The organism is Aquibium sp. ELW1220 (assembly GCF_030398385.1).
GTDB lineage: Bacteria > Pseudomonadota > Alphaproteobacteria > Rhizobiales > Rhizobiaceae > Aquibium.
In genome coordinates this window covers 101482-128064 of record NZ_JAOAOQ010000005.1, presented here as the reverse complement: position 1 = coordinate 128064, position 26583 = coordinate 101482, and the positions used below count along the sequence as shown (strand labels likewise).

Genomic DNA, 26583 nt, shown 5'->3' with positions numbered 1-26583 from the left:
ACGGGGGGAGATTGGCAGCGTCGGCGCAGCGCATGATCTCCCCACCCGTGGGGGAGATGGCCGGCAGGCCGGAGGGGGGCAACGGAGGGCGCACTCTCATCGGGGACTAGCTTCTCTGCTAGACATCACGCCATGCCATGGCGGTCGGTCGACGAGTATCGGCCGGTGACGAAATGCTCGAGCTGGCGCTCGATATCGGAGAGCAACGCGCTGGCGCCGAAGCGGAACATGTCGGGCTCCAGCCAGTCGCGGCCGAGTTCCTCCTTCATCAGGATCAGCCAGGCGAGCGCGTCCTTGGCTGCGCGGATGCCGCCGGCCGGCTTGAACCCGACGCGCTGGCCGGTCCGCTCCAGGAAATCGCGGATGGCGCGCACCATGACGAGGCTGACCGGCAATGTGGCATTGACCCCTTCCATGCCGGTGGAGGTCTTGATGAAGTCGGAGCCGGCCATCATCGCCACCATAGAGGCGCGGTAGACGTTGGTCAGCGTCTTCAGTTCGCCTGTGGCCAGGATCGCCTTCATGTGGGCATCGCCACAGGCCTCCCGCATCAGGCTGATCTCGTCGTAGAGGGCCTGCCAGTCGCCGGTCAGCGCGTGGGCGCGGGTGATGACGATGTCGATCTCCTGCGCGCCCTCCCCCACGGCGTAGCGGATCTCCTCCAGCCGCTGCGCGAATGGCGTCAGCCCCGCGGGGAAGCCGGTGGCGACGGAGGCGACCGGAATGCCGGTGCCTTCGAGTGCCTTGACGGCGGTGCGCACCATCGTAGGGTAGACGCAGACGGCGCCGGTGGTCAGCCGACGGCCTGTGAGGCCCAGCGCCTCGACGAGATCGTCGCGCAACGGGTGCCGCGCCTTGGCGCAGAGACGCTCGACGCGGCCGGGCGTGTCGTCACCGGCAAGCGTCGTCAGGTCTATGCACTGTATTGCCTTCACCAGCCAGGCTGCCTGCCATTCCTTCTTCACGGATCGGCGGGCGCCGAGCGTGGCCGTACGGCGTTCCGCCGCCGAGAGATTGACGTCGACGGCGTCGAACCAGTCGGCCTGGAAGGGGACTCCCTCGACACGCGCATGCGGCTGCTCGATCTTCACGAGTCCGGTGGCGGAAGCGCCCGTCGGCTCGGCCGTTCTCGCGTTCATCACAGTTCTCCGATCGCCTTGCGCAGGATGCCGGCGAGCCGCTGGCCGCCCTGCGGGGCCATGTCCTTGGTCTCCTGGTGCGACAATTCCTGGCCGGTCATGCCGGCCGCGAGATTGGTGATCACCGAGCACGCGGCGACCCTCAAGCCCAGGAAGCGGGCGAGGATGACTTCCGGCACGGTCGACATGCCGACCGCATCGGCCCCGACGATGCGCGCCATACGGATCTCGGCCGGCGTCTCGAAGGAGGGGCCGGAGAACCACATGTAGACCCCCTCGCAAAGAGGGGTGTCCGTCTCCGCAGCGGCTGCCTTCAGCGCGGCGCGGATGCCGGCGTCGTAGGCCTCGGTGAGGCCGACGAAGCGGCGGTCGGTCGGCTCGCCGAAGAGCGGGTTGGAGCCGGAAAAATTGATATGGTCGGTGATCAGCATCACCGAACCCGGCCCCATCTCGGGACGCAGCGAGCCGGCGGCGTTGGTCAGCAGCAGCTTGGTGACGCCGATGCCTGCCAGCGTCTCGAGCACCGGACGCATGGCGGCGGCATTGCCGTGCTCGTAATAATGGGCGCGGCCGGCAAGCATCAGCACCGGCACGCCGCCGAAGCGGCCGGCGACGATCTGACCGGCATGGCCCGAAACGCCGCTGACCGGGAAGCCCGGCAGGTCGGCATAGGGGATGCGCACCGCGTCCTCGAGCTCGTCGACGAGTCCGCCGAGGCCCGAGCCGAGCACGAGCGCCGTCTCCGCCGTGCGTCCGGCCAGCCGTTCGACGAGATGATCGATCGCGGTCTTCACTTCAGTATGTCTCCCTGGAAGCCCAGGGGGAGCATGGCCCCGAGGGTCGTTGTCTCGACTATACCGGTTTCGTCGCACAAATGCAGCCTGGCGTCGGGTCGGCCGAACTCGGCGAGCCTCTGTCGGCAGCCGCCGCAGGGCGTGATCCGGGCCATGCGCTGGGCGACGACTGCCACCTCCGCAATCTCCCCGCCGCCGGCCATCACGTAGTGGCCGAGCATCGTCGTCTCCGCGCACCAGCCTTCCGGATAGGACGCGACCTCGATGTTGGCGCCGGCATAGACCCGTCCGTCGGCCGTGCGCAGCGCAGCACCCACTGGAAACTTCGAGTATGGCGCATGCGCCCTTGCCATGGCCTTTCGCGCGGCTTCGAAGAGATCGTGGGACATGGGGGCTCCTGTGGCGAATGGCGAATGGCGAATGGCGAATGGCGAATGGCGAATGGCGAAAAATGACCGCCGCCACAATCACCTGTCTACAAGTTTTCCTTCATCCGAACAGACCCACTCACTACTCACTACTCACTACTCACTACTCACTACTCACTACTCACTACTCACTATTCGCTATTCGCTACTACTCCCCGCTCACCTCTCCTTCACATACGCCACTCCGCCCGCCTTCGGCGGTATCGCGCGGCCGATGAAGCCGGCGAGCAGGATGACGGTGAGCACGAAAGGCAGCGCGTTGATCAGCTGGACCGGCACGCGGCCGACGAGCGGCCAGTCCATGCCCTGGAAGCGGATCGAGGAGGCTTCGAGGAAGCCGAACAGCAGGCAGGCGAACATGGCCGGCACAGGCTTCCACTTGGCAAAGATCAGCGCCGCCAGAGCGATGAAGCCCTTGCCGGCTGTCATGTCCTTCACGAAGCCGGCATTCTGCGCCACCGACAAATAGGCGCCCGCGACGCCGGTCAGTATGCCGGTGATAATCACCGCGCGGTAGCGCAGCCAGGTGACCGAGATGCCGGCGGTGTCGACCGCGGCCGGGTTCTCGCCCACGGCCCTCAGCCTCAGCCCGAAGCGGGTGCGAAACAGCGCCCACCAGGTGAAGGGCACCATGAAGAAGGCGAAGTAGACCAGGATGGAGTGCCCGGAGATGATGTCGGAATAGATCGGTCCGAGCACCGGCACGTCGCTCACCGCCGCTGCCCCCGGCAGGTCGATCGTCTGGAACCGCGCATCGCCTGCCAGCGACGGAGTTCGTCCGCCCTGCCGGAACCAGGCCTGGCCCAGGATGATGGTCGAGCCGGCCGCGATGAAGTTGATCGCGACGCCCGAGACGATCTGGTTGCCGCGATGGGTGATCGAGGCGAAGCCGTGCACCAGCGCCAGGAACACCGCGACGAGGATCGCCGCCGACAGTCCGATCCAGGCCGATCCGAAGGCCGCGGCGGCTGCGGCGCCCGCGAAGGCGCCGGCCAGCATCTTGCCTTCCAGCCCGATGTCGAAGACGCCCGACCGCTCCGAATAGAGCCCGGCGAGGCAAGCGAGCAGAAGCGGCACCGAAACGCGCACCGTCGCGTCGAGGAGCTGGACCAGCGTATCCATGTCAGGCTCCTTCCCGTTTCGCCGCGTTCATGCCCATCGACTTTGGCGCAAGGCTCGCCAGCGCCGCCTGAAGGCTCGGCCGGAACATGTGCTCCAGCGCGCCGGCGAACAGGATCACCAGGCCCTGGATGATGACGATCATGTCGCGCGAGATGTTGGGCATGACGAAGGAGATCTCCGCCCCGCCCTGATAGAGCATGCCGAACAGGATCGCCGCCGGCACGATGCCGGCCGGGTGCGACCTGCCCATCAAAGCCACCGCGATTCCGACGAAACCGGCGCCGGTGACGAAGTCGAGCTGCAGGCGGTGCTGGTCGCCCATCACAGGGTTCAGCGCCATCATGCCGGCCAGTGCGCCGGAGATCATCATGGTGATGACGATGATGCGCGCCTCGCCGATGCCGGCATACTTCGCGGCCTTGGGGCTGAACCCGTAGGTGCGGATCTCGTAGCCGAGCTTCGTGCGCCAGATCAGCACCCACACGACAACGGCCATCACCAGCGCCAGCACGAAGGACAGGTTGAGCGGCGTCGAGCGGATCGTGGCCCCGAACATCTCCAGCAGCCAGTCGAGCTTGGGCAGCCAGGCGTCCTGCGCGAAGGTGCGCGTCTGCGGTGCCATGGAATTCATCGGCTTGAGCGGCCCGACCAGCAGATAGACCATCAGGCTTGCAGCGATGAAGTTGAACATGATCGTCGTGATGACGATGTGGCTGCCGCGCTTGGCCTGCAGGATCGCCGGGATCATCGCCCAGAAGGCGCCGATCGCCGCACTTCCGAGGATGGCCAGCGGGAAGTTCACCCACCAGGGAAAGACGCTGTCGAAGGACAGGCAGACGATCGCGACGCCCAGCCCGCCGACATAGGCCTGACCCTCGCCGCCGATGTTGAACAGGCCGCAATGGAAGGCAACCGCCACCGCGAGACCCGTAAAGATGAAGCTCGTCGCGTAGTAGAGCGTGTAGCCGATGCCGGCTCCCGACCCGAAGGCGCCCTTGATGAGCAGCGTCGCGGCCTGCACCGGGCTTTCGCCGACCAGGAGCACGACCAGCCCTGCGACCGCGAAAGCCACGAAAAGATTGATCAGCGGGATCAGGCCGTAATCGGCCCAGGCCGGCAGCTTGGCATAGGGTGTAGCCATTATTCCGCAGCCTCCCGGGCTTCCACGCCGGCCATCAGCAGGCCGAGCTCGCCCTCCGTCGCGTCCGGACCGCGCTCCCCGACCACGCGGCCGTCGAACATCACGAGGATGCGGTCCGACAGCGAGCGGATCTCGTCGAGTTCGACGGAGACCAGCAGCACGGCCTTGCCGCCGTCGCGCATGGCAATCAGCTGCTTGTGGATGAACTCGATGGCGCCGACGTCGACGCCGCGTGTCGGTTGGCCGACGATCAGCACGCCCGGATCGTGCTCCATCTCGCGGGCCAGCACGATCTTCTGCTGGTTGCCGCCGGAAAAGTTGGCGGTCTTCAGGCGGCAGTCGGCGGGCCGGATGTCGTACTTCTGGATCTTCTCGCGCGCATCGGCGCGGATCGCTTCGATGTTCAGGAACGGGCCGTTCAGGAACTTCGCGTCGTCGTGATAGCCGAGCATCGCGTTCTCGTTCTCCTCGAAGGGCAGGACGAGCCCGACGTGATGACGGTCTTCCGGCACGTGGGCCAGTCCGCGGTCGCGCAGTTCTCCCGGATCGGCCGCGCCTGTCACGTCTATCGGCCTGCCGTCGAGCAGGACGCTGCCCGAGATCGCCTTGCGGATACCGGCGATCGTCTCCAGCAGTTCGGACTGGCCATTGCCGGCGACGCCCGCGATGCCGACGATCTCGCCCGCGCGCACGTCGAAGGACACGTCCGAGACCATGGTGACGCCGCGGGAATCCTTCACCGTCAGGTTCTTCACCGACAGCTTGACCTCCGCCGGCTTCGGCTCGCCCTTTTCCACATGCAAAAGCACGCGGCGGCCGACCATGAGTTCCGCCAACTCCTCCACCGTCGTTTCGGCGGTCTTTCGGGTGGCCACGATCGTGCCCTGCCGCATGACGGAGACGTTGTCCGTCACCGCCATGATCTCGCGCAGCTTGTGCGTGATCAGCACGACGGTCTTTCCCTCGTCCTTCAGCATGCGCAGGATGCGGAAGAGGTGGTCGGCCTCGGCCGGTGTCAAAACGCCGGTCGGCTCGTCGAGGATCAGGATTTCGGCGCCGCGATACAGCGCCTTCAGGATCTCGACCCGCTGCTGCAGGCCGACCGCCAGTTCCTCGATCACCGCGTCCGGGTCCACCTCCAGGCCGTAGTCCTTCTCCAGCCGATGCAGTTCGGCGCGCGCCCGCGCGATGCCGGCGTTAAGAAGCTGCGAGCCCTCCGCGCCGAGGATGATGTTTTCCAGAACCGTGAAATTCTCGACCAGCATGAAATGCTGGTGCACCATGCCGATGCCGGCCGCGATGGCGTCGTTGGGCGTCTTGATCTCGGTCTTCTTGCTGTCGACGAAAATCTCGCCGCTATCGGCCTGGTAGAAGCCGTAAAGGATCGACATCAACGTGGACTTGCCGGCGCCGTTCTCGCCGATGATGCCGTGGATCGTACCCTTCGGAATCTCGATGTGGATGTCGCGGTTGGCATGAACCGCGCCGAAACTCTTGTTTATGCCTTTGAGTTCGATTGCAGCTGGCGCCATGCAACCGTATCCCCTTATTTTTTATCGTTTGATCAAAGTTGCTAACACGCAAAATCGCGGTTGCCAATCGCCCGCCGATCACTCTCGACAAAAGCCTCCCGGCTTGTCAATTTCCGCGCCATGACAAATCCGGCATTCCCCCCCTTCACCTTCAACACCACTCCTTCCATCGTGTTCGAGAACGGCGCCGCCAGGCGACTCGGTTCGATCGCAGGCAAGAGGCTCGGGGAGGCGATTCTGTTCGTCACCGATCCGGGCCTGCGCCGGCTGGGGCTCTGCGACCAGGCTTTGGCCTCATTCGAGGAAGAGGGCAGATCGGTGACGATCTTCGACCAGGTCGAGGCTGACCCCTCACTCGCCACGCTGATGAAGGCCGTCGAGGCGGGACGGGCCGCCGGAGCGACCGGAGTCGTAGGATTCGGCGGCGGCTCGTCGCTCGATGTCGCCAAGCTCGCCGCGCTGCTGATCGGCTCGAACGAGGATCTCGACGGCGCCTGGGGCGTGGGCAATGCGAAGGGGCCGCGACTGCCTCTGGTCCTGGTACCGACCACGGCCGGCACGGGCTCGGAGGTCACGCCCGTCTCCATCATCACCGTCGGCAAGGAGGAGAAGCGCGGCGTCTCCTCGCCCGTCATCCTGCCCGATGTCGCCGTGCTCGATGCGGAACTGACGCTCGGCCTGCCGCCGTCGATCACGGCTGCGACCGGGATCGACGCCATGGTGCACGCCATCGAGGCCTATGCTTCGAAAAGTGCCAACAACAACCCGCTGTCGCGCAGCCTGGCGAAACAGGCACTGCAACTGCTGGGCGCCAACATCGAGACGGCGGTGAACGAAGGCGGGAACATCGCTGCGCGCGGCGCCATGCTGCTCGGATCGATGCTGGCCGGACAGGCCTTTGCCAACTCGCCCGTGGCGGCGGTGCATGCGCTGGCCTACCCGATCGGCGGCACCTTCCACATACCGCATGGGTTGTCCAACGCGCTGGTGCTGCCGCACGTGCTGCGATTCAACGCCCCTGACGCTGCGCATCTCTATGCCGAGATCGCGGGCGACGCCTTCCCGGACCTGGCGCGCGAAGAAGGCGTGCAGGGCCGCTGCGCCGCCTTCATCGAAGCACTGGCTTCGCTCTCCGCGCGCGTCGGTCTTCAGCCACGCCTGCGCGACGTCGGCATAGGCGAGGAACACCTGGCCAGGATGGCGTCCGATGCCATGAAGCAGCAGCGCCTGCTCATTAACAACCCGCGCCCGGTATCCGAAGCCGACGCGCTGGCAATCTACCGCGCGGCGTGGTGATGACGCGCCCCGCTGCCGGTACCCGCGCCGATTACCGCGCCTTCCGCACCATCCCGACGCGCTGGATGGACAACGACGTCTACGGCCACATGAACAACGTCGTGCACTATTCGCTGTTCGACACGGCGGTGAACGGCTGGCTGGTCGAGCAGGGCGTGCTCGACTTTCACGGCGGCGATCAGATTGGCCTCGTCGTGGAGACCGGATGCCGATACTTCAGCGAAATGGCCTTCCCGGACGTCGTGGCGGCTGGCCTCCGCGTCGCGAGGATCGGGTCGAGTTCCGTGCGCTACGAGGTCGGGCTGTTCCGGAACGAGGAGGAGACTGCGGCGGCGGAGGGTTTCTTCATCCACGTCTACGTGAACCGGGAAAGTCGCAGGCCACAGCCGCTCAACGAGAAGCTGCGCTCCGCACTCGAAGGGATTTCGGCATGACCGACGAGGATCGCATCGCCCGACTGGAGATGATTGTGGCGGAGCAGGAGCGGACGATCGAGGAATTGTCCGGCCAGGTCGCGGAACAGTGGACCGTGGTGGAAAAACTGCGCAAGAAGCTCGATCTTCTGACCGAGCGCTTTCTCGCCGTAGAGGAGCAATCGGGTTCCGACGTCCCGGTGACCAAGCCGCCGCACTGGTAGACGGCGGCAGACGGAACCCGCTCTCCATTCGAAGGTTCCGCTGCAATCCGGGATGCGGTATCATTGCTCGTCCTGGGAGGACCGGTTTCGGAACGGACGGCATGAGCAGCGACAGCGATCGTTACGGACGGGCGGGCGACTACGTGATGGGCCGGATGGAGCCGGCCGAACGCGAGCGCGCCGAGCGCGATCTCGAGCGTGATCCGCAGTTCCGTGAAGCCGTGCTGCGCCTCTCCGAGCGGATCAGGCGCAGCGACGTCGTCGCCGACAAGGAGTTGTGGCGGGCCGTCGAAGCTGGCCTCGGCGACCTTCCGCAGATGCGCACAGCAATTGCGGCGACGCCCTCCAGCCTTGCAAAGACCAGGCGGCGCACCGACAGCAGCGTCGCGCCGTCGCAACCGCAGACGGGCTGGAAAGGCGCGCTCCTGGTGGCCTGCTTGGCATTGGCCTGTGGCGCGAGCTACGTTGCGGGAGACATCAGGGCGCGTCCGGGGACGCCCGACTTCGTGGTGGCTCTCATCGATCAGGATGGTGACGTCGGCGGCATCCTGGAGATCGGCGACGACGACATGATGCGCTTCGTGCCACTGACGCTGGCGGCGACATCCGACGGCGAGGCGGCGCAGCTGTTTACGATCTATGACGATGCCATCGGCTTCGTGCCGCTGGGAACGCTCCTTGCGGGCGGCGCAACACGCTGGCGCGGACCGGACCTGCCGCCGCCGAAGGCCGGACAGCGCTACGGCGTTGCCGCGGGAGACGGTACGGCCTCCGCAAGGGAAGAACTCTTCATCTACAGAGGTACCGCCCTGCCCGTTGCCGGGCGCCGGTGATACCCGCGTTCAAGCCGACGGGGGACCGGCGCGCAGCATCGGTACCAGGCAGGCGATGCCCAGCAGCGATATGCCGGCCAGGAACCAGCCGAAGCCCGACCAGGCGAATTCCGAGATCACATAGCCGGCGAGCGGAGGGCCGACCAGCGTACCTAGCCCGCCTGATTGCGCGACGAGACCGATTCCCACTGCGACGGAACCGCCGAGCGGAACCACCGACGGAATGCTGGCGAACAGCGCCGATGCCACCACGCCCCCGGCGATGGCGAAGACGACGGCCGACGCGGTCGCGATCACCGGGTCGGGCGAGGAGAAGAATGGCACCGCCGATGCCGCGCTCGCCAGGAAGCCCACCACCGTCAGCCATGCGATGAAGCGCGCGCTCCGGCCTTCGACGAGGATGCCGGCCAGCACGTTTCCGAAAGGAACAAGAAGCGCGACGAAGCCGGCTGAGAGAAGAATCGCGCCGGTCCCGTCTCCGGCGAAGCTCGGTAGGAACGAGAAGAAGCCAAGCGACAGGACGACGTAGGCGCCGAAGGCGGCGGCCACAGCGCCGACCGGAACGGTGAACGTCGAGCCGATGGTCGCCGACTGTCGATTCGCCGTGGCATCGCTGCCGGCCGGCTTCAGGCCGAGCGACAGGACGGCCGCGCCGGCAGCGCAAAGAGCGAAGCAGAGGGCTACGACCATCAGGTAGGCCTGCGGCGCAATGATCGGCAGCAGGGCGGCGGCGGAGAAGTCCGCGAAGGCATAGCCGAGCGGCACGAAACCACCCCAGACGGCGAGGGCCGGCGCCTTCAGCCGGTCGGGCGCAAGCGCGGCAAGCAGCGCGGGCGTCGCGATGACGATGACCAGATAGCCGAGTGCCTCGACGAGACGGCCGGACAGAACCGCTGCCGGCGCCTCGAAAGCCGCGAGCATCACGCCACCGATAGCAAGCGCTGCGGAGGACAGGACAAACGAAGTGTACATGCCGACGCGGTCGATGGCGAAGGCGGCTGGCAGCGCAGCCAGAGCCACGAAAAGGCCGAGCGTCGAGGTGAGCCAGCCGATCGTGACGAGCGAATAGCCGGCCTCACGCTGGTACCAGTCGACCAGTGGCGCGATCTTGGCAAGTTGCGCCCCGGCCAGGATCCCGGCTGCCAACAGCATGACGAGGGCCGCGATGCGGCGGGCGTTTCCGTTCGATGTCATGATCCGGCTCATGCGTGTTGGCCGAATCGAAGGCGGCCCCTGACGATGGCGGAGGATACAGGGCCGTCGTCATCCGCCACAACCGGTCGGTCCCGAATGGCAAAAAACAAAACCGCCGGGCACAGGCCCGGCGGCTTCCGAAAAATGCCGATCCGATCAGTAGGGGCAGGCGTTGTCCGACATGTAGTCGTGAACCTGGATGGTGCCGGCAATGATGTCGGCCTTGGCCTTCTCCACAGCCTCGAGCATTTCCGCGCTTACGAGTTCCTTGTTGTTGTCGTCCATGGCGTAGCCGACGCCGTCCTCGGCGAGGCCGAGCACGTTGAAGCCGTAGGAGAACTGATCGTTCTTGGCGTCGTTGAAGGCGTTGTAGACTGCCACGTCGACGCGCTTCAGCATGGAAGTGAGAACCTTGCCCGGCTGAAGGCCGTTCTGGTTGGAGTCGACGCCGACGCCGAGCTTGCCCGCATCCGCGGCGGCCTGGAGCACGCCAACGCCGGTGCCGCCGGCCGCAGCGTAGATCACGTCCGCACCCTGGTCCATCTGCGCCTTGGCGATCTCGCCGCCCTTCGTCGGGTCGTTCCAGGCAGCCGGCGTGTCGCCGGTCATGTTCTGGAACACGTCGGTCGCACCGGCCGCCTTGGCACCGCCGACATAGCCGCAGCCGAACTTGCGGATCAGCGGGATGTCCATGCCGCCGATGAAGCCGACCTTCTTGGAATCGGAAGCCATCGCGGCCATGACGCCGACCAGGTACGAACCCTCATGCTCCTTGTAGACGACCGAGCGAACGTTCGGCGCGTCGACGACCATGTCGATGATCGCGAAATTGGTCTCCGGATACTCGGCAGCCACCTTCTCGAGTGCCGCCGCCCAGGAGAAGCCCGCCATCAGGATCGGATTGCGGCCGTCGTCCGCGAACCGCTGCAGCGCCTGCTCGCGCTGGGCATCGTTGGAGATCTCGAACTCGACATACTCGATGCCGGTTTCGGCCTTGAACTTCTCGGCGCCGTTGTAGGCCGCTTCGTTGAACGACTTGTCGAACTTGCCGCCCAGATCATAGATGATCGCGGGTGCGATATCGGCCGCGAAAGCCGGCACCGACAGAACTGTTGCGGCCATCAGGCCAAGGACGAGACGCTTCATGTGATCCACACCCTGTTGGTTTTTCCAAACGGTTTATTGGCAGGCCCGGCTGCGCCGGTCGTTACCCGCGCGAGAGCCCAGGCAGGGGCTTGAGCCCCCGCTCCCTTTTACTCTTGCACGGCCCATGGCAAATTTCACGCGGATTTTTTGACCTTCCGGAAAAGCCGCGCCCCACAGGCTAGCACGCGCCTTACTCCGCGGCCACGGCCGGTATCGGGCAAGAAACGCCCGTCCCGCGCAGGCTGCAATAGCCGCCCGGGTTCTTGCTCAGGTACTGCTGGTGCTCGGTCTCGGCATAGTAGAACTCCGGCGCCTCAGCAATTTCGGTCGTGATCTTGCCACGACCTGCACCGCGCAATTCCCGCTCGTAGGCATCCCGCGAGGCCAGCGCCTGGTCGAGCTGGTCCTTTGTCGTCGCGTAGACGGTGGAGCGGTACGTCGTGCCCACATCGTTGCCCTGACGCATGCCCTGCGTCGGGTCGTGGCTCTCCCAGAATATCTTCAGGAGGTCTGCGAAAGAAATCTGGCCCGGATCGTACACGACCTTGACCACCTCGGCGTGCCCGGTCATGCCGGTGCAGGTCTCGGGATAGGTCGGATTGGGCGTGTAGCCACCCTGGTAGCCGACCGCCGTGACCCAGACGCCTGGCGTCTGCCAGAAGAGGCGCTCCGCCCCCCAGAAACAGCCCATGCCGAAATAGGCAGTTTCAAGCTCTTCCGGATAGGGACCCTTCAGCGGACGCCCATTGACGTCATGGACACGCGCCGTCGTCAGCGGAGCCTCGCGCCCACGCAACGCATTCTCCGGAGCGGGCATGGTATGCTTCTTGTTGAGGAGATCACCGAGGAAGAACATGTTTTCACTTCTCCTTTGAACAAAGCGCCGGACCGGCTCAGGCGCCGACCCGACCGAGACGTCGTGCCGGCCTGCGGCCGATCGCGTAGAACAGCAGCGCCAGCACCAGGAACACGGCAAAGCCGGGCAGGTTAAGGATCGACACGATGAGCGGATCCCACAGGCCCGGAAACACGTATCGCTGGACGAGCGCCTGCGCGAGATTGAGCGTCCCAGGCGAGACGGCGAACCAACTGGTCCCGAGCGGCGTCAGGACGAGTTCGGATGCCGCGATCGAGCGGGTCGCATCGACAACCGCAAGGATGACCGCCGCAGCCAGCGACAGCACCGCAAGAAACCGAAAGAAGAACCGTATCACACCTGTCGCCCCGGGTCGTTGCCGCGGCCAAGTCTAGCGTCCCCGCCGATGTATGGCCATGGCCACCATGCTTCAATCGCTACACGCGAAAGTGACGGATCGTCCGCCTGTCATTCGGCGCGGCGAACTTTTCCGCGGCCGGTCCTCACCACGGCGAAGACGATGCCTGCGACGAACCCCGCGGCGATGAGGAGAAGGCCGATCGCGGCGGCGAAATAGCCGCAACCGCCTTCGAAGCAGGAGATGTCGAGTACGTCGGCCAAGACGGCGCCGATGGGGAAGCCCGCGACCCCGCCGAGAACAGCTCCAGCGAACCCGCCAATGACGCCATTGACGAGGTAGCGCGCGGTCGTCGGAGAATGGCCCTCGGCCGGCAGCGACATCGCACCGGCAGCCGGCGCAGGCGCATCGGGAAGCCGCAGCGCATAGATCGTCAGGGCAATGCCGATCGCAAACTCTACCGCCGGGATGAGCAGGCCCTGTGCAGTCACAACGAAATCGGCTGAAAAGAAGGTGTATCCCACCGATGCCGCGATCGCGACCAGGGTGAACGACTGCCAAGCGAGGAAACCGCGCCGCAAGGCGCGCGACCGAGACCGCGCCGCGAACAGGATCCAGCCTCCCCACAGCAACGTGACGATCGCCACCCCGATGCCGCCCCGGAGATAAGCCGTCACCGGTGGCGGCAGCGACTCTGCCCATGCCAACGGCAGCATGGAATAGAGCCCTCGGACCGACAGCAGCATCGTCAGCGCCACCCAGGCGAGCGGCGGCGTCCAGCCCCAGCCTGTTGCGCCCGACCCGCTCAACGGCCCGCCCGGGGCCGCATTCGTCCCGTCCATTGCCCGCTCCCCGCCCCGCGCTTCAGCGAACGCTACGGACGTTGCACTGTCAAGCATGCCTCGCAAGCAGTAAATCCGCGAAAAACCGGCCCTCAGGCGTGACCATGCGCCGGTGGACAGCGGCTCGCGCATTGACCCCCGGTCGGCATCGCGATAAGCGCAGGCAACGATTTGCGGCGGCATGGGCAAATCTCGACCTGATCGGCAGGAAGCCGGCGACGATGGGGAAGGAACACATGGCGGAGCAGAAATCCAGCTACGGCTACGAGGACCTGCTGGCTTGCGCGCGGGGAGAGCTGTTCGGCCCGGGAAATGCGCAGCTGCCAGCGCCACCCATGCTGATGTTCGACCGCATCACCGACATCAGCGAGACCGGCGGCGAGCACGGCAAGGGCTACATCCGCGCCGAATTCGACATTCGGCCGGACCTCTGGTTCTTTCCCTGCCACTTCATCGGCAATCCGATCATGCCGGGATGTCTCGGGCTCGACGCCATGTGGCAGCTCACCGGTTTCTATCTCGGCTGGCTGGGTGAGCCGGGCAAGGGCATGGCCCTGTCGACAGGCGAGGTAAAGTTCAAGGGAATGGTGACGCCGTCCGTCAAGCTCGTCGAGTACGGCGTCGACTTCAAGCGCGTCATGCGCGGCCGCCTGGTGCTCGGTATCGCCGACGGCTGGCTAAAGGCCGACGGAGAGACCATCTATCATGCATCCGACCTGAAGGTCGGTCTGTCCAAGCAGAGCGCAGCCTGACACGACGCGGTCGGTCGCACGCGCGTTGCCGGCAGCACAGCGGAGAGGAGCTCCATCATGAGACGAGTGGTCGTTACCGGTCTTGGGGTCGTATCCTCGATCGGAAATGATTCGGCGGAAGTCGAGGCGTCGCTGCGGGATGCCCGCTCCGGCATTAGCTTTTCGGAGTCCTTCGCGGATCATGGCTTCCGCTGCCAGGTCTGGGGACGACCGACGCTCGACCCGACGGAACTGGTGGATCGCCGTGCGATGCGCTTCCTGTCCAAAGGCGGCGCGTGGAATCACGTCGCCATGGAGCAGGCCATCAGGGATTCCGGGCTCGAGCAGGGCGACATTACAAACGAGCGCACCGGCATCGTGATGGGCTCCGGCGGTCCGTCCACCCGCACCATCGTGGAGGCTGCCGAGATTACCAACAAGAACAACAGCCCGAAGCGGATCGGTCCCTTCGCCGTGCCGAAGGCGATGTCATCGACGGCGTCGGCCACGCTCGCCACCTGGTTCAAGATCCACGGCGTCAATTATTCGATCTCGTCAGCCTGCTCGACCTCGGCGCACTGCATCGGCAATGCCTACGAACTGATCCAGTGGGGCAAGCAGGACGTGATGTTCGCTGGCGGACACGAGGATCTCGAATGGTCGATGTCGAACCTGTTCGACGCAATGGGCGCCATGTCGTCGAAGTTCAACGACCGCGCGGCCGTCGCCAGCAGGGCCTATGACGTCGACCGCGACGGCTTCGTCATCGCCGGCGGCGCGGGCGTCCTCGTCCTCGAGGAACTCGAGCATGCCAGGGCCCGCGGCGCGAAGATCTACGCAGAAATCGTCGGCTACGGCGCCACCTCCGACGGCTACGACATGGTCGCGCCGTCGGGCGAAGGCGCTGTGCGTTGCATGAAGCAGGCGATCGCCACCGTCGACGGCCCCGTCGACTACATCAACACGCACGGCACGTCGACGCCGGTCGGCGACCAGCGCGAGATCGGTGCTATTCGCGAGGTTTTCGGCGACAGGATCCCGCACATCTCGTCGACCAAGTCCCTGACCGGGCATTCGCTCGGCGCCGCAGGCGTGCAGGAGTCGATCTACTCGATCCTGATGATGCAGGCGGGCTTCATCGGCAAGAGCGCGCATATCGAGACGCTCGATCCCGAGTTCGAGGGCGTTCCGATCGTTCGCGAGCGGATCGACGACGCGAAGCTCGACACCGTGCTGTCGAACTCGTTCGGGTTCGGTGGCACCAACGCCACTCTCGTCTTCCAGCGTCACGCGTAAGGCACACCGGTCATGCAGGATCTGATGAAGGGCAAGCGCGGGCTCGTCATGGGCGTCGCGAACGACCATTCGATCGCCTGGGGCATTGCAAAGCGGCTCGCGGGACAGGGCGCCGAACTCGCCTTCACCTACCAGGGGGAAGCGTTCGGGCGACGCGTCAAGCCACTTGCTGAATCGCTCGGCGCAGACCTCGTCCTGCCCTGCGACGTCGAGGACACCGCTTCCCTCGATGCCGTCTTTGCCGGGATCGAGGATAAGTGGGGCGGCATGGACTTCCTGGTCCACGCGATAGGATTCTCCGACAAGAACGAGCTCAAGGGCCGCTATGCCGACACCACGCGCGACAATTTCGTGCGCACCATGGTGATTTCGTGCTTCTCCTTCACCGAGGTCGCACGACGCGCCGCAGCGCTGATGCCGAACGGCGGCTCGCTGCTGACGCTGACCTATGCCGGCTCCGTGCGCGTGATGCCCAACTACAACGTCATGGGCGTCGCCAAGGCCGGGCTGGAGGCCAGCGTCCGCTACCTTGCCAATGACTTCGGGCCCACCGGCATCCGCGTGAATGCGTTGTCGGCAGGTCCGGTGCGGACGCTTGCGGGAGCAGGCATCGCCGATGCCCGACACATGTTCGCCTACCAGGCGCGCAACGCGCCGCTGCGCCGGACGGTGGATATCGACGAGATCGGTGGCTCGGCGCTCTATCTGCTCTCCGAGCTCTCCTCCGGCGTGACCGGGGAGATCCACTATGTGGACAGCGGTTACCACATCGTCTCGATGCCGGCCCTTGACGAGCTGAAGAAGGCCGATTAGCGCTGCTCCGGCCGCAAAATGCCGTCATCGCTAAACATTTAAACGTGCATTGCACGGAAATTTCAGTGACTTCCGCCTAACTTCCCCTCGGAATTGGGGAACTCGGCATGGTTGTGGCAAACAATCCGAACAGGACACCGGTCTTCAGGCTGATCACGATCGCCGCGGCAGGCCTGGGGAGCCTGCTGCTTGGCATCTGGGCCTTGAAGTTCGGCCTGCTCGACAACATCGGGCGACTGGACACAGCGGTGATCGGCGGCGTGATCGCCGCTCTGTGTGCACTGGCGGCTGCGGGGACGGCGCTTTCGTTCTTCGCCGGCGTCGACGAATCGGCAAACTACGTCTTCCAGGAAACCCAGGTCGACAAGCTGTCCGGATTTCACTCGCGCAATGCCATGATCGGCAAGATCGCCGAAGCGGCTGCCAGCACGGCGCGGACCGGTGAGCCGGTCTACATGATCGATCTCGACATCGACCGGTTCAAGCAGATCAACGACGCGATCGGCTACAGCCAGGGCGACCAGCTGATCCGCGCCTTCGCGCGCCGCCTGAAGAAGAACCTGCCCGAAGGGCTGGAGCTCGGTCGCATCGGTGCCGGCGAATTTGCGGTGCTCGTGCCGGAAAGCAAGGTCGTCGACCGCATCGATCGCATGGTGGAAGGGCTCCTCGAAGAACTCGCCAAGCCCTACAAGCTCGCCACGCACCAGCAGACGGTCAATCTCTCGGCCGGCCTCGTTGCCATGCCCAAGGACGGCCGCGACCCCATCATCCTGCTGCGGCGGTCGAACCTGGCACTGCAGAACGCCCGTGCCACCGGCGTCGGAAACTGGGCGGTTTTCCAGGACACGATGGGGCAGGTCGCGGAATACCGGCAGTGGCTCGAATCGGAACTCCACGTCGCCTTCCAGCGCGGCGATTTCGACCTGCACTACCAGCCTCAGATGGACCTGATGAAGGGTCGTGTCGTCGGCTACGAGGCGCTGCTGCGGTGGAACCACCCGGAACGCGGCTCCATTCCGCCGATGGAGTTCATCGCGATCGCCGAGGAGACCGGCATGATCGGCCCGATCGGCGAATGGGTGCTGCACAAGGCCTGCGCCGATGCCCACTGCCTTCCCGACAACTGCTTCGTCGCCGTCAACATCTCGCCCGTCCAGTTCATGACGAAGGATTTCGTCCGTTTCGTCAAGTCGGTGCTCGACAAGACCGGGCTCGACCCGAAGCGGCTCGAGCTGGAAGTCACCGAGACGGCGATGATGCAGGACAAGGAACGAGCCGCGGCCATGCTGCGCCAGCTTTCGGCGCTCGGCATATCGGTCGCGGTCGACGACTTCGGAACGGGCTACTCCAACCTGTCCTACCTGATCGACTTCCAGTTCCAGAAGCTCAAGATCGACAAGTCGTTCGTCAGCCGGATCGAAAAGGACAATGGCGGCGCCGTCGTCTCGACGATCGTGGGTCTGTCGCGAGCGCTGGGCGTGCACACGATCGCCGAAGGCGTGGAAACCGAGAACCAGGCCGCCCTCCTGCGCGCCGCGGGCTGCGACGTCTTCCAGGGCTATCTGTATGGACGGCCGGGGCCGCTGGTGATCCGTGGTGGCGAGGCCGTGGAACTGCCGTCGGCCGCCATCCACTGAGCGAGCGTAGCGGGCTCTACCGCTTCGCCCACAGAACCTTGAAGCGATCGTCGCGACAAGTCTCCCCCGTGGCAGCGAAGCAGGCGGCGAGCACCGGCTCGTAGGGCATTCCCCGGTTCGCCACCATCAGGAGCCTTCCACCGGGCTTCAGCGCGGCCGAAGCCGCGCGGATCATGCCCTGGCCGATGGCGGGCTCGGCAGCCCGGCCCTGGTGGAACGGCGGGTTCATGACGATCAGGTCGTACTGTCGCGCGACAGGCTCCTGCAGCAGGTCGCGCCAGTGCAGGCCGAGCGGAACGTTGCCGGCCGCGGTGGCCAGGTTCGCCTTCGCCGCTTCCAGCGAGTCCCAGTCCGCCTCGTATAGATCGAGAGCCGCGATGCCGTCGGCGCGTTTCAGGATTTCCGTCGCGAGATAGCCCCAGCCGGCACCGAAATCGGCCACCCGGCCCTTGATGGCGGCGGGGAGATTGCCGGCGAGCAGCTTCGAGGCAGGATCGATGCGGTCGTGCGAGAACATGCCTGGCGCGGCGAGGAAGCGTCCGTCGATCCGCTCGGGCGTGGGCGCCGTCATGAAGGGCGAGGCCGCGAGGTCGGCGTCGGGCGGCCGCTCGAACCAGAACACGACGCCGTGGTGCTTCGGCATGTGGCCGCGCGGCTCCAGCACGCCCTCGAAGCGCTTTCGCAGGCTGTCGGCGCCTTCGGTCTTGCCGCCGGCCGCGACCACCAGCCCACCCTCCCGCGTTCGCCCGAAAGCCTCGCGCAGCCAGGCTTCGTTCTGGCCGCGATGCCGGCCGAGCAGAACGAGCGCGAGGTCGTATCCCTGACCTTCCTCGCGCGGAACGACAGCGATCCCCGCCTTCTCCAGCCCCAGCACGTCAGGGCGAAAACCCTGCACGGTCGTCAGGTCGAGATCCATCTGCCGCTGCAGGCGGAAGCCGGCGCGCGCGCCGAGGAACAGCGCGCGGCGACCGGGCGCTTCGAGCAGGCCAGCCTCGAAGGGGTGGAACAGAGTCTTCAGCGCATCGTCGGTCATCGGTGTCGAAGCCATGGTTCGGGTCGCGTCATGGCGGTCGTCCGGGTTTGATCCGGCGTGGCGTCATGCGAAAACGGGCGCGACCCGGAGGCGCGCCCGTCGAGTTTCGTCATTCGCAAAGGATCAGGCGGCGTCTTCGTCGCCGTCCTGCTTCTTCTCGCGGACGATTTCCTTGCCGGTCGTCTGGTCGACGACCTTCATGGAGAGGCGGACCTTGCCGCGCTCGTCGAAGCCCATCAGCTTGACGAAGACCTTCTGGCCTTCCTTGACGACGTCGGTGGTCTTCTGGACGCGGTCGGAGGCCAGCTGCGAAATGTGGACCAGGCCGTCCTTCGGACCGAAGAAGTTGACGAAGGCGCCGAAGTCGGCGGTCTTCACCACGGTGCCCTCGTAGATCTCGCCCACTTCCGGCTCGGCTACGATGGTATGGATCCACTTGCGCGCGGCCTCGATCTCCTTGGCATTCGAAGAGGCGATCTTGACCGTGCCGTCGTCCTCGATGTTGATCTTGGCGCCGGTCTTCTCGACGATCTCGCGGATGATCTTGCCGCCCGAGCCGATCACGTCGCGGATCTTGTCGGTCGGGATCTGCATGACCTCGATGCGCGGAGCGAACTCGCCCAGTTCCGAACGGCCCTTGGTGATGGCCTTGGCCATCTCGCCCAGGATATGGGTGCGGCCGCCGCGGGCCTGATCGAGCGCGACGCGCATGATCTCTTCGGTAATGCCGGCGATCTTGATGTCCATCTGCAGCGACGTGATGCCGTCCTGCGTGCCGGCCACCTTGAAGTCCATGTCGCCAAGATGGTCCTCGTCGCCGAGGATGTCGGAAAGCACCGCGAAGCGCTCGCCTTCGAGGATCAGGCCCATGGCGATGCCGGCCACGGGCTTGGCCAGCGGCACGCCAGCGTCCATCAGGGCCAGCGAGGTGCCGCAAACCGTCGCCATCGAGGACGAACCGTTGGACTCGGTGATCTCGGAGACGACGCGCAGCGTGTAGGGGAACTGGTCGGCGGCGGGCAGCATCGGGTGGATGGCGCGCCAGGCGAGCTTGCCGTGGCCGATCTCGCGGCGGCCGGGCGAACCCATGCGGCCGGTCTCGCCGACGGAGTAGGGCGGGAAGTTGTAGTGAAGGAGGAAGGTCTCCTTGTAGGTTCCCGTCAGCGCGTCGACGAACTGCTCGTCCTCACCGGTGCCGAGCGTGGCGACCACGATCGCCTGCGTCTCGCCGCGGGTGAATAGTGCCGAGCCGTGCGTGCGCGGCAGGATGCCGACTTCAGACACGATCGGGCGGACGGTCGACAGGTCGCGGCCATCGATGCGCGAGCCAGTGTCGAGAATGTTCCAGCGCACGATCTTGGCCTGGAGCTCCTTGAACACGGTGCCGATCTGCTCGGAGGTCCATTTGGCCTCCTCGCCCTCGGCGGGAGCGAAGGCGGCCTTGACCTTGGCCTTCACCGCGTCGACGGCGGCGTAGCGAGCCTGCTTGTCGGTGTTCTTGTAGGCGGACCGGAGCTCGCCTTCGACCATCTTCAGCATCTCGGCTTCGAGCGCGGAGTAGTCCGGCGTCGTGAAGTCGCGCGGATCCTTTGCAGCCACCTCGGCGAGCTTGATGATGGCGTCGATGACGGGCTGGAAAGCCTTGTGCCCGAACATCACGGCACCGAGCATCACGTCTTCGGACAGCTCGGAGGCTTCCGACTCGACCATCATGACGGCGTCGGTGGTGCCGGCGACGACGAGGTCGAGCTTCGATTCCGGCATCTCGTCGAGATGCGGGTTCAAGACGTACTCGCCGCCGATATAGCCGACGCGAGCGGCGCCGATCGGACCCATGAAGGGCACGCCCGAAAGCGTCAGCGCAGCGGAAGTGGCGACCATGGCCAGGATGTCGGGATCGTTCTCGAGATCGTGCTGGACGACGGTGACGACGATCTGGGTGTCGTTCTTGTAGCCTTCGGCGAAGAGCGGGCGGATCGGGCGATCGATGAGGCGCGAGGTCAGCGTCTCCTTCTCGCTCGGCCGGCCTTCACGCTTGAAAAAGCCGCCGGGAATCTTGCCCGCGGCGAAGGTCTTTTCCTGGTAGTTGACGGTCAGCGGGAAGAAGTCGAGGCCGGGCTTCGGCTCCTTCATGGAGACGACGGTGGCGAGCACGACGGTCTCGCCGTAGGTCGCCAGTACGGCGCCATCGGCTTGGCGCGCGATCTTGCCGGTCTCCAGGATGAGCGGACGGCCGCCCCACTCGATTTCCACTTTGTGGTGATTGAACATGTTTCGTCTTTCTGTGCGGAAAGGGGCCGCGCAATCCGCGCGGGCGGCCTTTCGCCTGTGGCTTCGTTCGGCCGAGCCACGGGCAAGACAACGGGAGGCTCGAAAATCAGACGCGGTATCCGCGCGAGCGTCCTGCAATCCTGCCCCATGACCTGGCCATGGGCGGTTTCCGAGATCGCCTTCTCGCGACGGAAACCCGTAAGGGCCGGCAAGACGCCAGGCCCGAAGAACCGGCCGGCGGCACCCGATGGCGCCGCCGGCCGGAAATCGTCAGCGACGCAGGCCGAGCTTCTCGATCAGCGTCTTGTAGCGGGCCTCATCCTTCCCCTTCAAATAGTCGAGGAGGCTGCGGCGCTGCGACACCATCTTGAGAAGGCCGCGACGGGAATGGTTGTCCTTCGCGTGGCCCTTGAAATGCTCGGTCAGGTTTTTGATGCGCTCGGAGAGAACGGCAACCTGGACTTCCGGAGAACCGGTGTCGCCCTGCTTGGTCGCGAATTCCTTGACAAGCTCCTGCTTGCGCTCGGCAGTAATCGACATCGTGCTGTCCTTTCTGTTGATGGATCAGGAAAACGGGTCGCCCGCGGCCGGGATGTCGTCCAGCAGGGGCCGGGTACACATGCGCTCAACGCGCGATGTGCGGCGCATATAGTGCAAAACAGGTTTGATTGCCAGCGCAATTTCCCGGGGGACGGGAGCGCCGGCTAAAGCCATCCCTTGCGGCGGAACAGGTAGAGCAGTCCGCCGGCGATTGACACCATGACGAGCAGCGCGACGGGATAGCCGTAGCGCCAGCCGAGTTCGGGCATGTTCCATGGCGAGTCCGCGTGGAAGTTCATGCCCCAGACGCCGGCCAGGAAGCCGAGGGGGATGAAGATCGTCGAGATGATGGTCAGCACCTTCATCACCTCGTTCATACGGGTCGACACGCTGGACAGATAGAGGTCGAGCAGGCCCATGGCGAGTTCGCGATAGGTCTCGACGAGATCGATCAGCTGGATGGCATGGTCGTAGGTGTCTCGCAGATAGTGCTGGACGTCGGCGGGGATCAGTCCGAGTTCCTCGCGCGCCATTGCCGACAGCATCTCGCGCGACGGCCAGAGTGCGCGTTTGACCACGAGGAGTTCGCGCTTCAGTTCGTGTAGCCGGCCGACGTCGGACGGCTGCGGATCCTGTGTGATCCGATCCTCGAGTTCCTCCAGTTCCTCTCCGATCTTCTCCAGCACCGGGAAATAGGCGTCGAGGATCGTGTCGAGCAGCGCGTAAACGAGATAGGGCGCGCCCCGCTTGCGGATGCGGCCGTTGGCGCCCTGCAAGCGCTTGCGCACCGGCTCGAGGCAATCTCCCGGGCGCTCCTGGAATGTCACCACGTGCCGCTCGTCGAACAGGATCGAGAACTGCTCTTTCGAGCGGACATTCACCCCGTCGAACATATGCACCACGATCAGCGCATGGTTCTCGTAAGTATCGACTTTTGGACGCTGGTTGGTGTTGGCAATGTCTTCCAGCGCCAGCGGATCGAGCGAGAAGAGTTCGCCGATGGCACCCAGCAGGTCGAGGTCGGCCAGACCGGTGACATCGACCCAGACGCGCTTGCGCGACCCAAGGGCGGCGCGGACCTGTGCGATGGTGGCGCCCTCGACACTCTCGACGTGGTCATCCTCGACCACGATCATGCGGATGGCGGTGGGCGAAGCTCGTTCGTCGTGGATCAAAGTTCCCGGCGGCGCGCCGATCGGCGCCCGACGCCTGGCAACGAACTTGACCTTGTCCTTCACGACCGTTCCTCCCTGCAGAGCGCCATCCCGGCGCCGCAGCGCGCGGCGCAGACGAGATGCGCCGCTACTGCTCAAGCAACAGCTTGCCACGCTCGACGCGGAAGGTGGACAGGCGATTGAGAAAACTCATGCCGATAAGCGTCTGCTTCAGCGACTTGTCCTCAAGCACCACAGCCTGAATGTCATCAACGACGATGCGGCCGATCTGAAGGCTGTCGATGGTTCCTGCGGCGGCAAGTGCCGGTCCGTTGGCCGTATCCACCTTGTACTTGAAGTCCTTCGCCGTCAGTTTCAGGCCGATGCGCGCGGCCGTGCTGCGATTGATGGCGACCAGCGTGGCGCCCGTGTCGATCATGGCGTCGACCCGCGCACCGTTGACCCGAAACTCCGCTGCAAAATGACCGTGCGGTCCCGTTGGAATCTCGACGCGGCGCCCCGTCAGCTGCCGTGCCTTGCCTGCCTCGCGCTCGGGTGCCAGCATGACGACCGGCACGGGTTCGGGCTCCGCGGGCCGCAGCGCCCACGAAGCCATGTCGTGGAAACGCTCCGGGTCGGACTGATACACGAGCGGCACGGAAGCCGCAGAGCCGACGACCACGGCCAGGGCGAGCAACTGTTTCTTCATCCGAGAACCTCCGACACGAATGGTAGGAGTTTCCGGTTGCGGGCGATTTAAAGGCCGCGACCACGCCGCAGCCTGCCTTGCCGAGTGGTTAACGGTGCGTATACGGCATGTGCTACTTGGTGCCGTACATGCGGTCGCCGGCATCGCCCAGACCCGGCACGATGTAACCCTTCTCGTTGAGCTTCTCGTCGATCGAGGCGGTGAAGACCTGCACGTCGGGATGCGCGGTGGTGAAGCGCGCGAGCCCCTCGGGCGCCGCCAGCAGGCACAGGAAGCGCATGTTGGTTGCGCCGCGCTCCTTCAACTTGTCGATGGCCGCGATGGCCGAGTTGGCGGTCGCAAGCATCGGATCGACGACAATAACCAGCCGGTCACCGAGGTCGCTCGGTGCCTTGAAGAAATACTCGACGGCTTCCAGCGTCTCGTGATCGCGGTAGAGGCCGACATGGGCGACACGGGCGGCGGGGACCAGATCCAGCAGGCCCTCGAGCAGGCCGTTGCCGGCGCGCAGCACCGAGGCGAAGACCAGCTTCTTGCCCTCCAGCGTCGGCGCTTCCATCGTCTGTAGCGGTGTCTCGATGGTGGTGGTGGTCAGTTCAAGCTCGCGCGTCACCTCGTAGCCGAGCAGCAGCGAGATCTCGCGCAGCAGGCGTCGGAAGCTGGCTGTCGAGGTCTCCTTCTTGCGCATGATGGTGAGCTTGTGCTGGACAAGCGGATGGGTGACGACGGTGACGCCTTTCATGCGGGTGGCTCCTCGGACTGCGCGCGCTTCTTTCTGAACTCGTCCCTTAGCGCATCGGCAGCGGCGGGGGAACGCGGACCGTGGCCTCGTCCCGGCTAAAGTTCATGCAGGCGCCAGCCGCCTTTCAGCCGCCTTGCCGCTCCAGCCCCTCCAGCACCTTGTCGAGCGTCGCTGGCAGGTCGCGCACGCGCACGCCGGTGGCGTTGTGGATGGCGTTCACCACCGCCGCCGCCGCGCCGCAGATACCGAGCTCGCCGATGCCCTTGGCCTGCAGCGGGTTGGCCCAGGCGTCACGCTCCTCGAGCAGCACCACGTCGATCTGCGGAACGTCGGCATTCACCGGCAGGTGGTACTCGGCGAAGTCCCGATTGACGATGTGGCCGTCGCGCGGGTCGTGGAAGATCTCCTCGGTCAGCGCCATGCCGATGCCGAAGGTCATGCCGCCGAGACACTGCGACCGCGCCGTCTTGGCATTGAGGATGCGGCCCGCCGCGAAGACGCCCAGCATGCGACGCACCCGCGTCTCGCCGGTCACGGCGTTGACGCCGACCTCCGCGAAATAGCTGCCATAGGTCGCCTGGCGCACCTTGTCCTCGGCGTCGCCGGGCTCTGCGTGCCCCTCCGCGACCAGGTCCTCGCCGCCGAGTATTTCGGCCAGCGGGACACTGCGGTTGCCGGCTATGGCTCGGCCGTCCTTCAGCGTCAGATCGTGCGCCTCGCAGCCGAACCGCTCGCAGATCATGCGCCGGATTTCCTCGCAGGCCATGAACACCGCGGTGCCGTTCGAGGCCGCGCCGAACGAGCCGCCCGAGCCGGAGCCCGGCGGCAGGTCGGTGTCGCCGAGGCGCGTCTCGACGCGGTCCATCGGCAGGCCGAGCATCTCGGCGGCGATCTGGGTCAGGATGGCATAGGTGCCGGTGCCGATGTCGGTCATGTCGGTCTCGACCAGCGCGTGGCCGTCGGACGACAGCGACACCCGCGCCTTGGCCTCGACCAGCATGTTGACGCGCACGGCCGAGGCCATGCCCATGCCGACCAGCCACTCGCCGTCGCGCACCTGGCCCGGCTCGGTCCGTCGCCGGTCCCAGCCGAAGCGGTCGGCGCCGGAGCGCAGCGCCTCGGCCAGCTTGTGCGAAGAGAACGGGATCTGCTGCGTCGGGTCTTCGTCGGGGATGTTGCGCAGCCGCAGCTCGACCGGGTCGATGCCGGCGGCTGCGGCGAGTTCGTCCATCGCGATCTCGAGCATCGTCACGCCGACCGCCTCGCCCGGCGCGCGGACCGAGCCGGCGCAGGTGCGGTTCACCCGCGCGATGCGGTGGCCGATGACCCGGTTCTCGCCGCGATAGAGGAACGGCGTCGCCTGGGTCACCGGCTCGGAGAATTTTTCGCCCGGCAGATTGGACACCAGAGCCTCGTGACCGATGCCGGTCAGGCGCCCGTCGGCGCCGGCGGCGAGCCGGATGCGCTGCGTCGTCTCCGACCGGCGCATCACGCCCTCGAAGACCTGCTGGCGCGACATCGGTACCGCCACCGGCACGCCGAGCCGCTGCGCGGCGATCGCCGCCGCCACCGCCTCGGGCGCTATGCCGAGCTTGGAGCCGAAGCCGCCGCCGACGAAGGGCGCGAGGATGCGCACGTTCTTCTCGTCGATGCCGAGCGCGTCGGCCAGTTCTGCGCGGTTAAAGCGCAGCATCTGGTAGCTGCCGCGCAGCGTCAGGCGGTCCTCGTCCCACTGCGCGATCGAGGCGTGCGGCTCCATCGCCGCGCTGGCATGGACCGGCGTCGTGTAGGTCTGGTCGACGCCGAAGACGGCCTCGCGCATGGCGGCATCGAGGTCGCCCGACGACTGCTGCTTCTTCTCCGGCGTCTCGATCTCGACGCCGGCATCGTCGGGGCCGACGACGGCGCCGGCGCGCGCTTCGAGGCGAAGCACCAATGCAATGGCGCCATGCCGCGCCTGTTCGAAGCTCTCAGCCACCACCAGCGCCACCGGCTGGCCGAAATAGGCGATCTCGTGCGGGTCCTGCACCGGCGCCTTGCCGGCCATGCCCTGGGCGGGATTGCGCAGCATGCGCTCATCGACGATGACGGCGCGGACGCCGGGCAGCGCCTCCACAGCGGCGGCATCAACCCCCTCCAGCCGCCCCGCCGCGATGGTCGCCCTCGCCAGCACGCCGAAGCAGGCGCCATCGGGCAGCGAATCCATCGCGTAGGCTGCGGTCCCGGAGGCCTTGCGTGCGCCGTCCGGCCGGTCGAGCGGCTTGCCGACGACGCCCTGCGCCATGTCCTCCAGGCGGTCGGCCTCGACCCTGTCGTCCATCCTGATGTGCACGGTCATG

The 26583-nt window shown here is 65.8% G+C and carries 26 protein-coding genes; 8 read left to right on the top strand and 18 right to left on the bottom strand.

Features of this window, described 5'->3' with window-relative positions:
- Positions 1-125 precede the first annotated feature (125 nt).
- The 6 genes from deoC to N1F91_RS06660 all read right to left on the bottom strand — a co-directional run bounded on the left by deoC (position 126) and on the right by N1F91_RS06660 (position 6156).
- Complete coding sequence (gene deoC / locus N1F91_RS06685; RefSeq protein ID WP_289990975.1) at positions 126-1139, bottom strand: deoxyribose-phosphate aldolase; 1014 nt, start codon at positions 1137-1139, stop codon at positions 126-128.
- Positions 1139-1933 (bottom strand): purine-nucleoside phosphorylase, encoded by a 795-nt coding sequence (locus tag N1F91_RS06680; RefSeq protein WP_289990974.1) that lies wholly within the window; start codon positions 1931-1933, stop codon positions 1139-1141. Before N1F91_RS06680 ends, deoC begins: the two co-directional genes overlap by 1 nt.
- Positions 1930-2322, bottom strand: a complete 393-nt coding sequence (cdd, locus tag N1F91_RS06675; protein ID WP_289990973.1) for a cytidine deaminase — start codon at positions 2320-2322, stop codon at positions 1930-1932. Before cdd ends, N1F91_RS06680 begins: the two co-directional genes overlap by 4 nt.
- 198 nt (positions 2323-2520) lie before the next feature.
- Positions 2521-3483: an ABC transporter permease gene (locus N1F91_RS06670; RefSeq protein WP_289990972.1), complete on the bottom strand. Its 963-nt coding sequence runs from the start codon at positions 3481-3483 to the stop codon at positions 2521-2523.
- Between the two features lies 1 nt (position 3484).
- Positions 3485-4624, bottom strand: a complete 1140-nt coding sequence (locus tag N1F91_RS06665; RefSeq protein WP_289990971.1) for an ABC transporter permease — start codon at positions 4622-4624, stop codon at positions 3485-3487.
- A complete protein-coding gene (locus tag N1F91_RS06660) occupies positions 4624-6156 on the bottom strand; it encodes an ABC transporter ATP-binding protein (protein WP_289990970.1) in 1533 nt (510 codons plus the stop codon). Before N1F91_RS06660 ends, N1F91_RS06665 begins: the two co-directional genes overlap by 1 nt.
- A 120-nt stretch (positions 6157-6276) precedes the next feature.
- Between N1F91_RS06660 and N1F91_RS06655 the strand changes: the two genes are divergently transcribed.
- The 4 genes from N1F91_RS06655 (at position 6277) to N1F91_RS06640 (ending at position 8922) form a co-directional block, all read left to right on the top strand.
- Complete coding sequence (locus N1F91_RS06655; RefSeq protein WP_289990969.1) at positions 6277-7452, top strand: iron-containing alcohol dehydrogenase; 1176 nt, start codon at positions 6277-6279, stop codon at positions 7450-7452.
- Positions 7452-7886, top strand: coding sequence for a thioesterase family protein (locus tag N1F91_RS06650; protein WP_289990968.1), 435 nt, complete (start codon positions 7452-7454; stop codon positions 7884-7886). Before N1F91_RS06655 ends, N1F91_RS06650 begins: the two co-directional genes overlap by 1 nt.
- Positions 7883-8089 carry a SlyX family protein gene (locus N1F91_RS06645; protein ID WP_289990967.1) on the top strand — a complete coding sequence of 69 codons (207 nt, stop codon included), beginning with the start codon at positions 7883-7885 and terminating at the stop codon, positions 8087-8089. Before N1F91_RS06650 ends, N1F91_RS06645 begins: the two co-directional genes overlap by 4 nt.
- 101 nt (positions 8090-8190) lie before the next feature.
- The gene (locus N1F91_RS06640; protein WP_289990966.1) at positions 8191-8922 is read left to right on the top strand and encodes a hypothetical protein; all 732 of its coding nucleotides are present in this window, start codon (positions 8191-8193) and stop codon (positions 8920-8922) included.
- 9 nt (positions 8923-8931) lie between these two features.
- Here the strand turns inward: N1F91_RS06640 and N1F91_RS06635 are convergent, their stop codons facing one another.
- From N1F91_RS06635 to N1F91_RS06615, 5 genes are all read right to left on the bottom strand, one after another.
- Positions 8932-10116 carry an MFS transporter gene (locus N1F91_RS06635; protein WP_289990965.1) on the bottom strand — a complete coding sequence of 395 codons (1185 nt, stop codon included), beginning with the start codon at positions 10114-10116 and terminating at the stop codon, positions 8932-8934.
- 156 nt (positions 10117-10272) lie between these two features.
- Positions 10273-11262 (bottom strand): BMP family ABC transporter substrate-binding protein, encoded by a 990-nt coding sequence (locus N1F91_RS06630; protein WP_289990964.1) that lies wholly within the window; start codon positions 11260-11262, stop codon positions 10273-10275.
- 190 nt (positions 11263-11452) lie between these two features.
- Positions 11453-12118, bottom strand: coding sequence for a peptide-methionine (S)-S-oxide reductase MsrA (msrA, locus tag N1F91_RS06625; protein ID WP_289990963.1), 666 nt, complete (start codon positions 12116-12118; stop codon positions 11453-11455).
- 37 nt (positions 12119-12155) lie between these two features.
- A complete protein-coding gene (locus N1F91_RS06620) occupies positions 12156-12476 on the bottom strand; it encodes a hypothetical protein (RefSeq protein ID WP_289990962.1) in 321 nt (106 codons plus the stop codon).
- Positions 12477-12586: 110 nt separating this feature from the next.
- Positions 12587-13318 (bottom strand): hypothetical protein, encoded by a 732-nt coding sequence (locus N1F91_RS06615; RefSeq protein ID WP_289990961.1) that lies wholly within the window; start codon positions 13316-13318, stop codon positions 12587-12589.
- A gap of 236 nt (positions 13319-13554) precedes the next feature.
- On the opposite strand from N1F91_RS06615, the gene fabA reads away from it, so the two are divergent.
- The 4 genes from fabA to N1F91_RS06595 all read left to right on the top strand — a co-directional run bounded on the left by fabA (position 13555) and on the right by N1F91_RS06595 (position 17795).
- Positions 13555-14070: a 3-hydroxyacyl-[acyl-carrier-protein] dehydratase FabA gene (fabA, locus tag N1F91_RS06610; protein ID WP_289990960.1), complete on the top strand. Its 516-nt coding sequence runs from the start codon at positions 13555-13557 to the stop codon at positions 14068-14070.
- Positions 14071-14127: 57 nt separating this feature from the next.
- A complete protein-coding gene (fabB, locus tag N1F91_RS06605; RefSeq protein WP_289990959.1) occupies positions 14128-15345 on the top strand; it encodes a beta-ketoacyl-ACP synthase I in 1218 nt (405 codons plus the stop codon).
- Between the two features lie 12 nt (positions 15346-15357).
- On the top strand, positions 15358-16158 hold the full coding sequence (gene fabI, locus N1F91_RS06600; RefSeq protein ID WP_289990958.1) for an enoyl-ACP reductase FabI: 801 nt from the start codon (positions 15358-15360) through the stop codon (positions 16156-16158).
- Positions 16159-16265: 107 nt separating this feature from the next.
- Positions 16266-17795, top strand: coding sequence for a bifunctional diguanylate cyclase/phosphodiesterase (locus N1F91_RS06595; RefSeq protein ID WP_289990957.1), 1530 nt, complete (start codon positions 16266-16268; stop codon positions 17793-17795).
- Between the two features lie 16 nt (positions 17796-17811).
- On the opposite strand, the gene N1F91_RS06590 is transcribed toward N1F91_RS06595, so the two are convergent.
- The 7 genes from N1F91_RS06590 to N1F91_RS06560 all read right to left on the bottom strand — a co-directional run bounded on the left by N1F91_RS06590 (position 17812) and on the right by N1F91_RS06560 (position 26582).
- Positions 17812-18828, bottom strand: coding sequence for a class I SAM-dependent methyltransferase (locus tag N1F91_RS06590; protein WP_289991129.1), 1017 nt, complete (start codon positions 18826-18828; stop codon positions 17812-17814).
- A 123-nt stretch (positions 18829-18951) separates the two neighbouring features.
- Positions 18952-21099, bottom strand: coding sequence for a polyribonucleotide nucleotidyltransferase (gene pnp / locus N1F91_RS06585; protein WP_289990956.1), 2148 nt, complete (start codon positions 21097-21099; stop codon positions 18952-18954).
- Positions 21100-21369: 270 nt separating this feature from the next.
- Entirely contained in the window at positions 21370-21639 is a 270-nt protein-coding gene (gene rpsO / locus N1F91_RS06580; protein WP_187969160.1) for a 30S ribosomal protein S15, read from the bottom strand.
- 164 nt (positions 21640-21803) lie between these two features.
- Positions 21804-22877, bottom strand: coding sequence for a magnesium/cobalt transporter CorA (corA, locus tag N1F91_RS06575; protein WP_289990955.1), 1074 nt, complete (start codon positions 22875-22877; stop codon positions 21804-21806).
- A 64-nt stretch (positions 22878-22941) separates the two neighbouring features.
- Positions 22942-23502 (bottom strand): TIGR02281 family clan AA aspartic protease, encoded by a 561-nt coding sequence (locus N1F91_RS06570; RefSeq protein WP_289990954.1) that lies wholly within the window; start codon positions 23500-23502, stop codon positions 22942-22944.
- Positions 23503-23614: 112 nt separating this feature from the next.
- Positions 23615-24244, bottom strand: a complete 630-nt coding sequence (gene upp, locus N1F91_RS06565) for a uracil phosphoribosyltransferase (protein ID WP_289990953.1) — start codon at positions 24242-24244, stop codon at positions 23615-23617.
- A 124-nt stretch (positions 24245-24368) separates the two neighbouring features.
- Positions 24369-26582, bottom strand: coding sequence for a xanthine dehydrogenase family protein molybdopterin-binding subunit (locus N1F91_RS06560; protein ID WP_289990952.1), 2214 nt, complete (start codon positions 26580-26582; stop codon positions 24369-24371).
- Between the last annotated feature and the right edge of the window lies 1 nt (position 26583).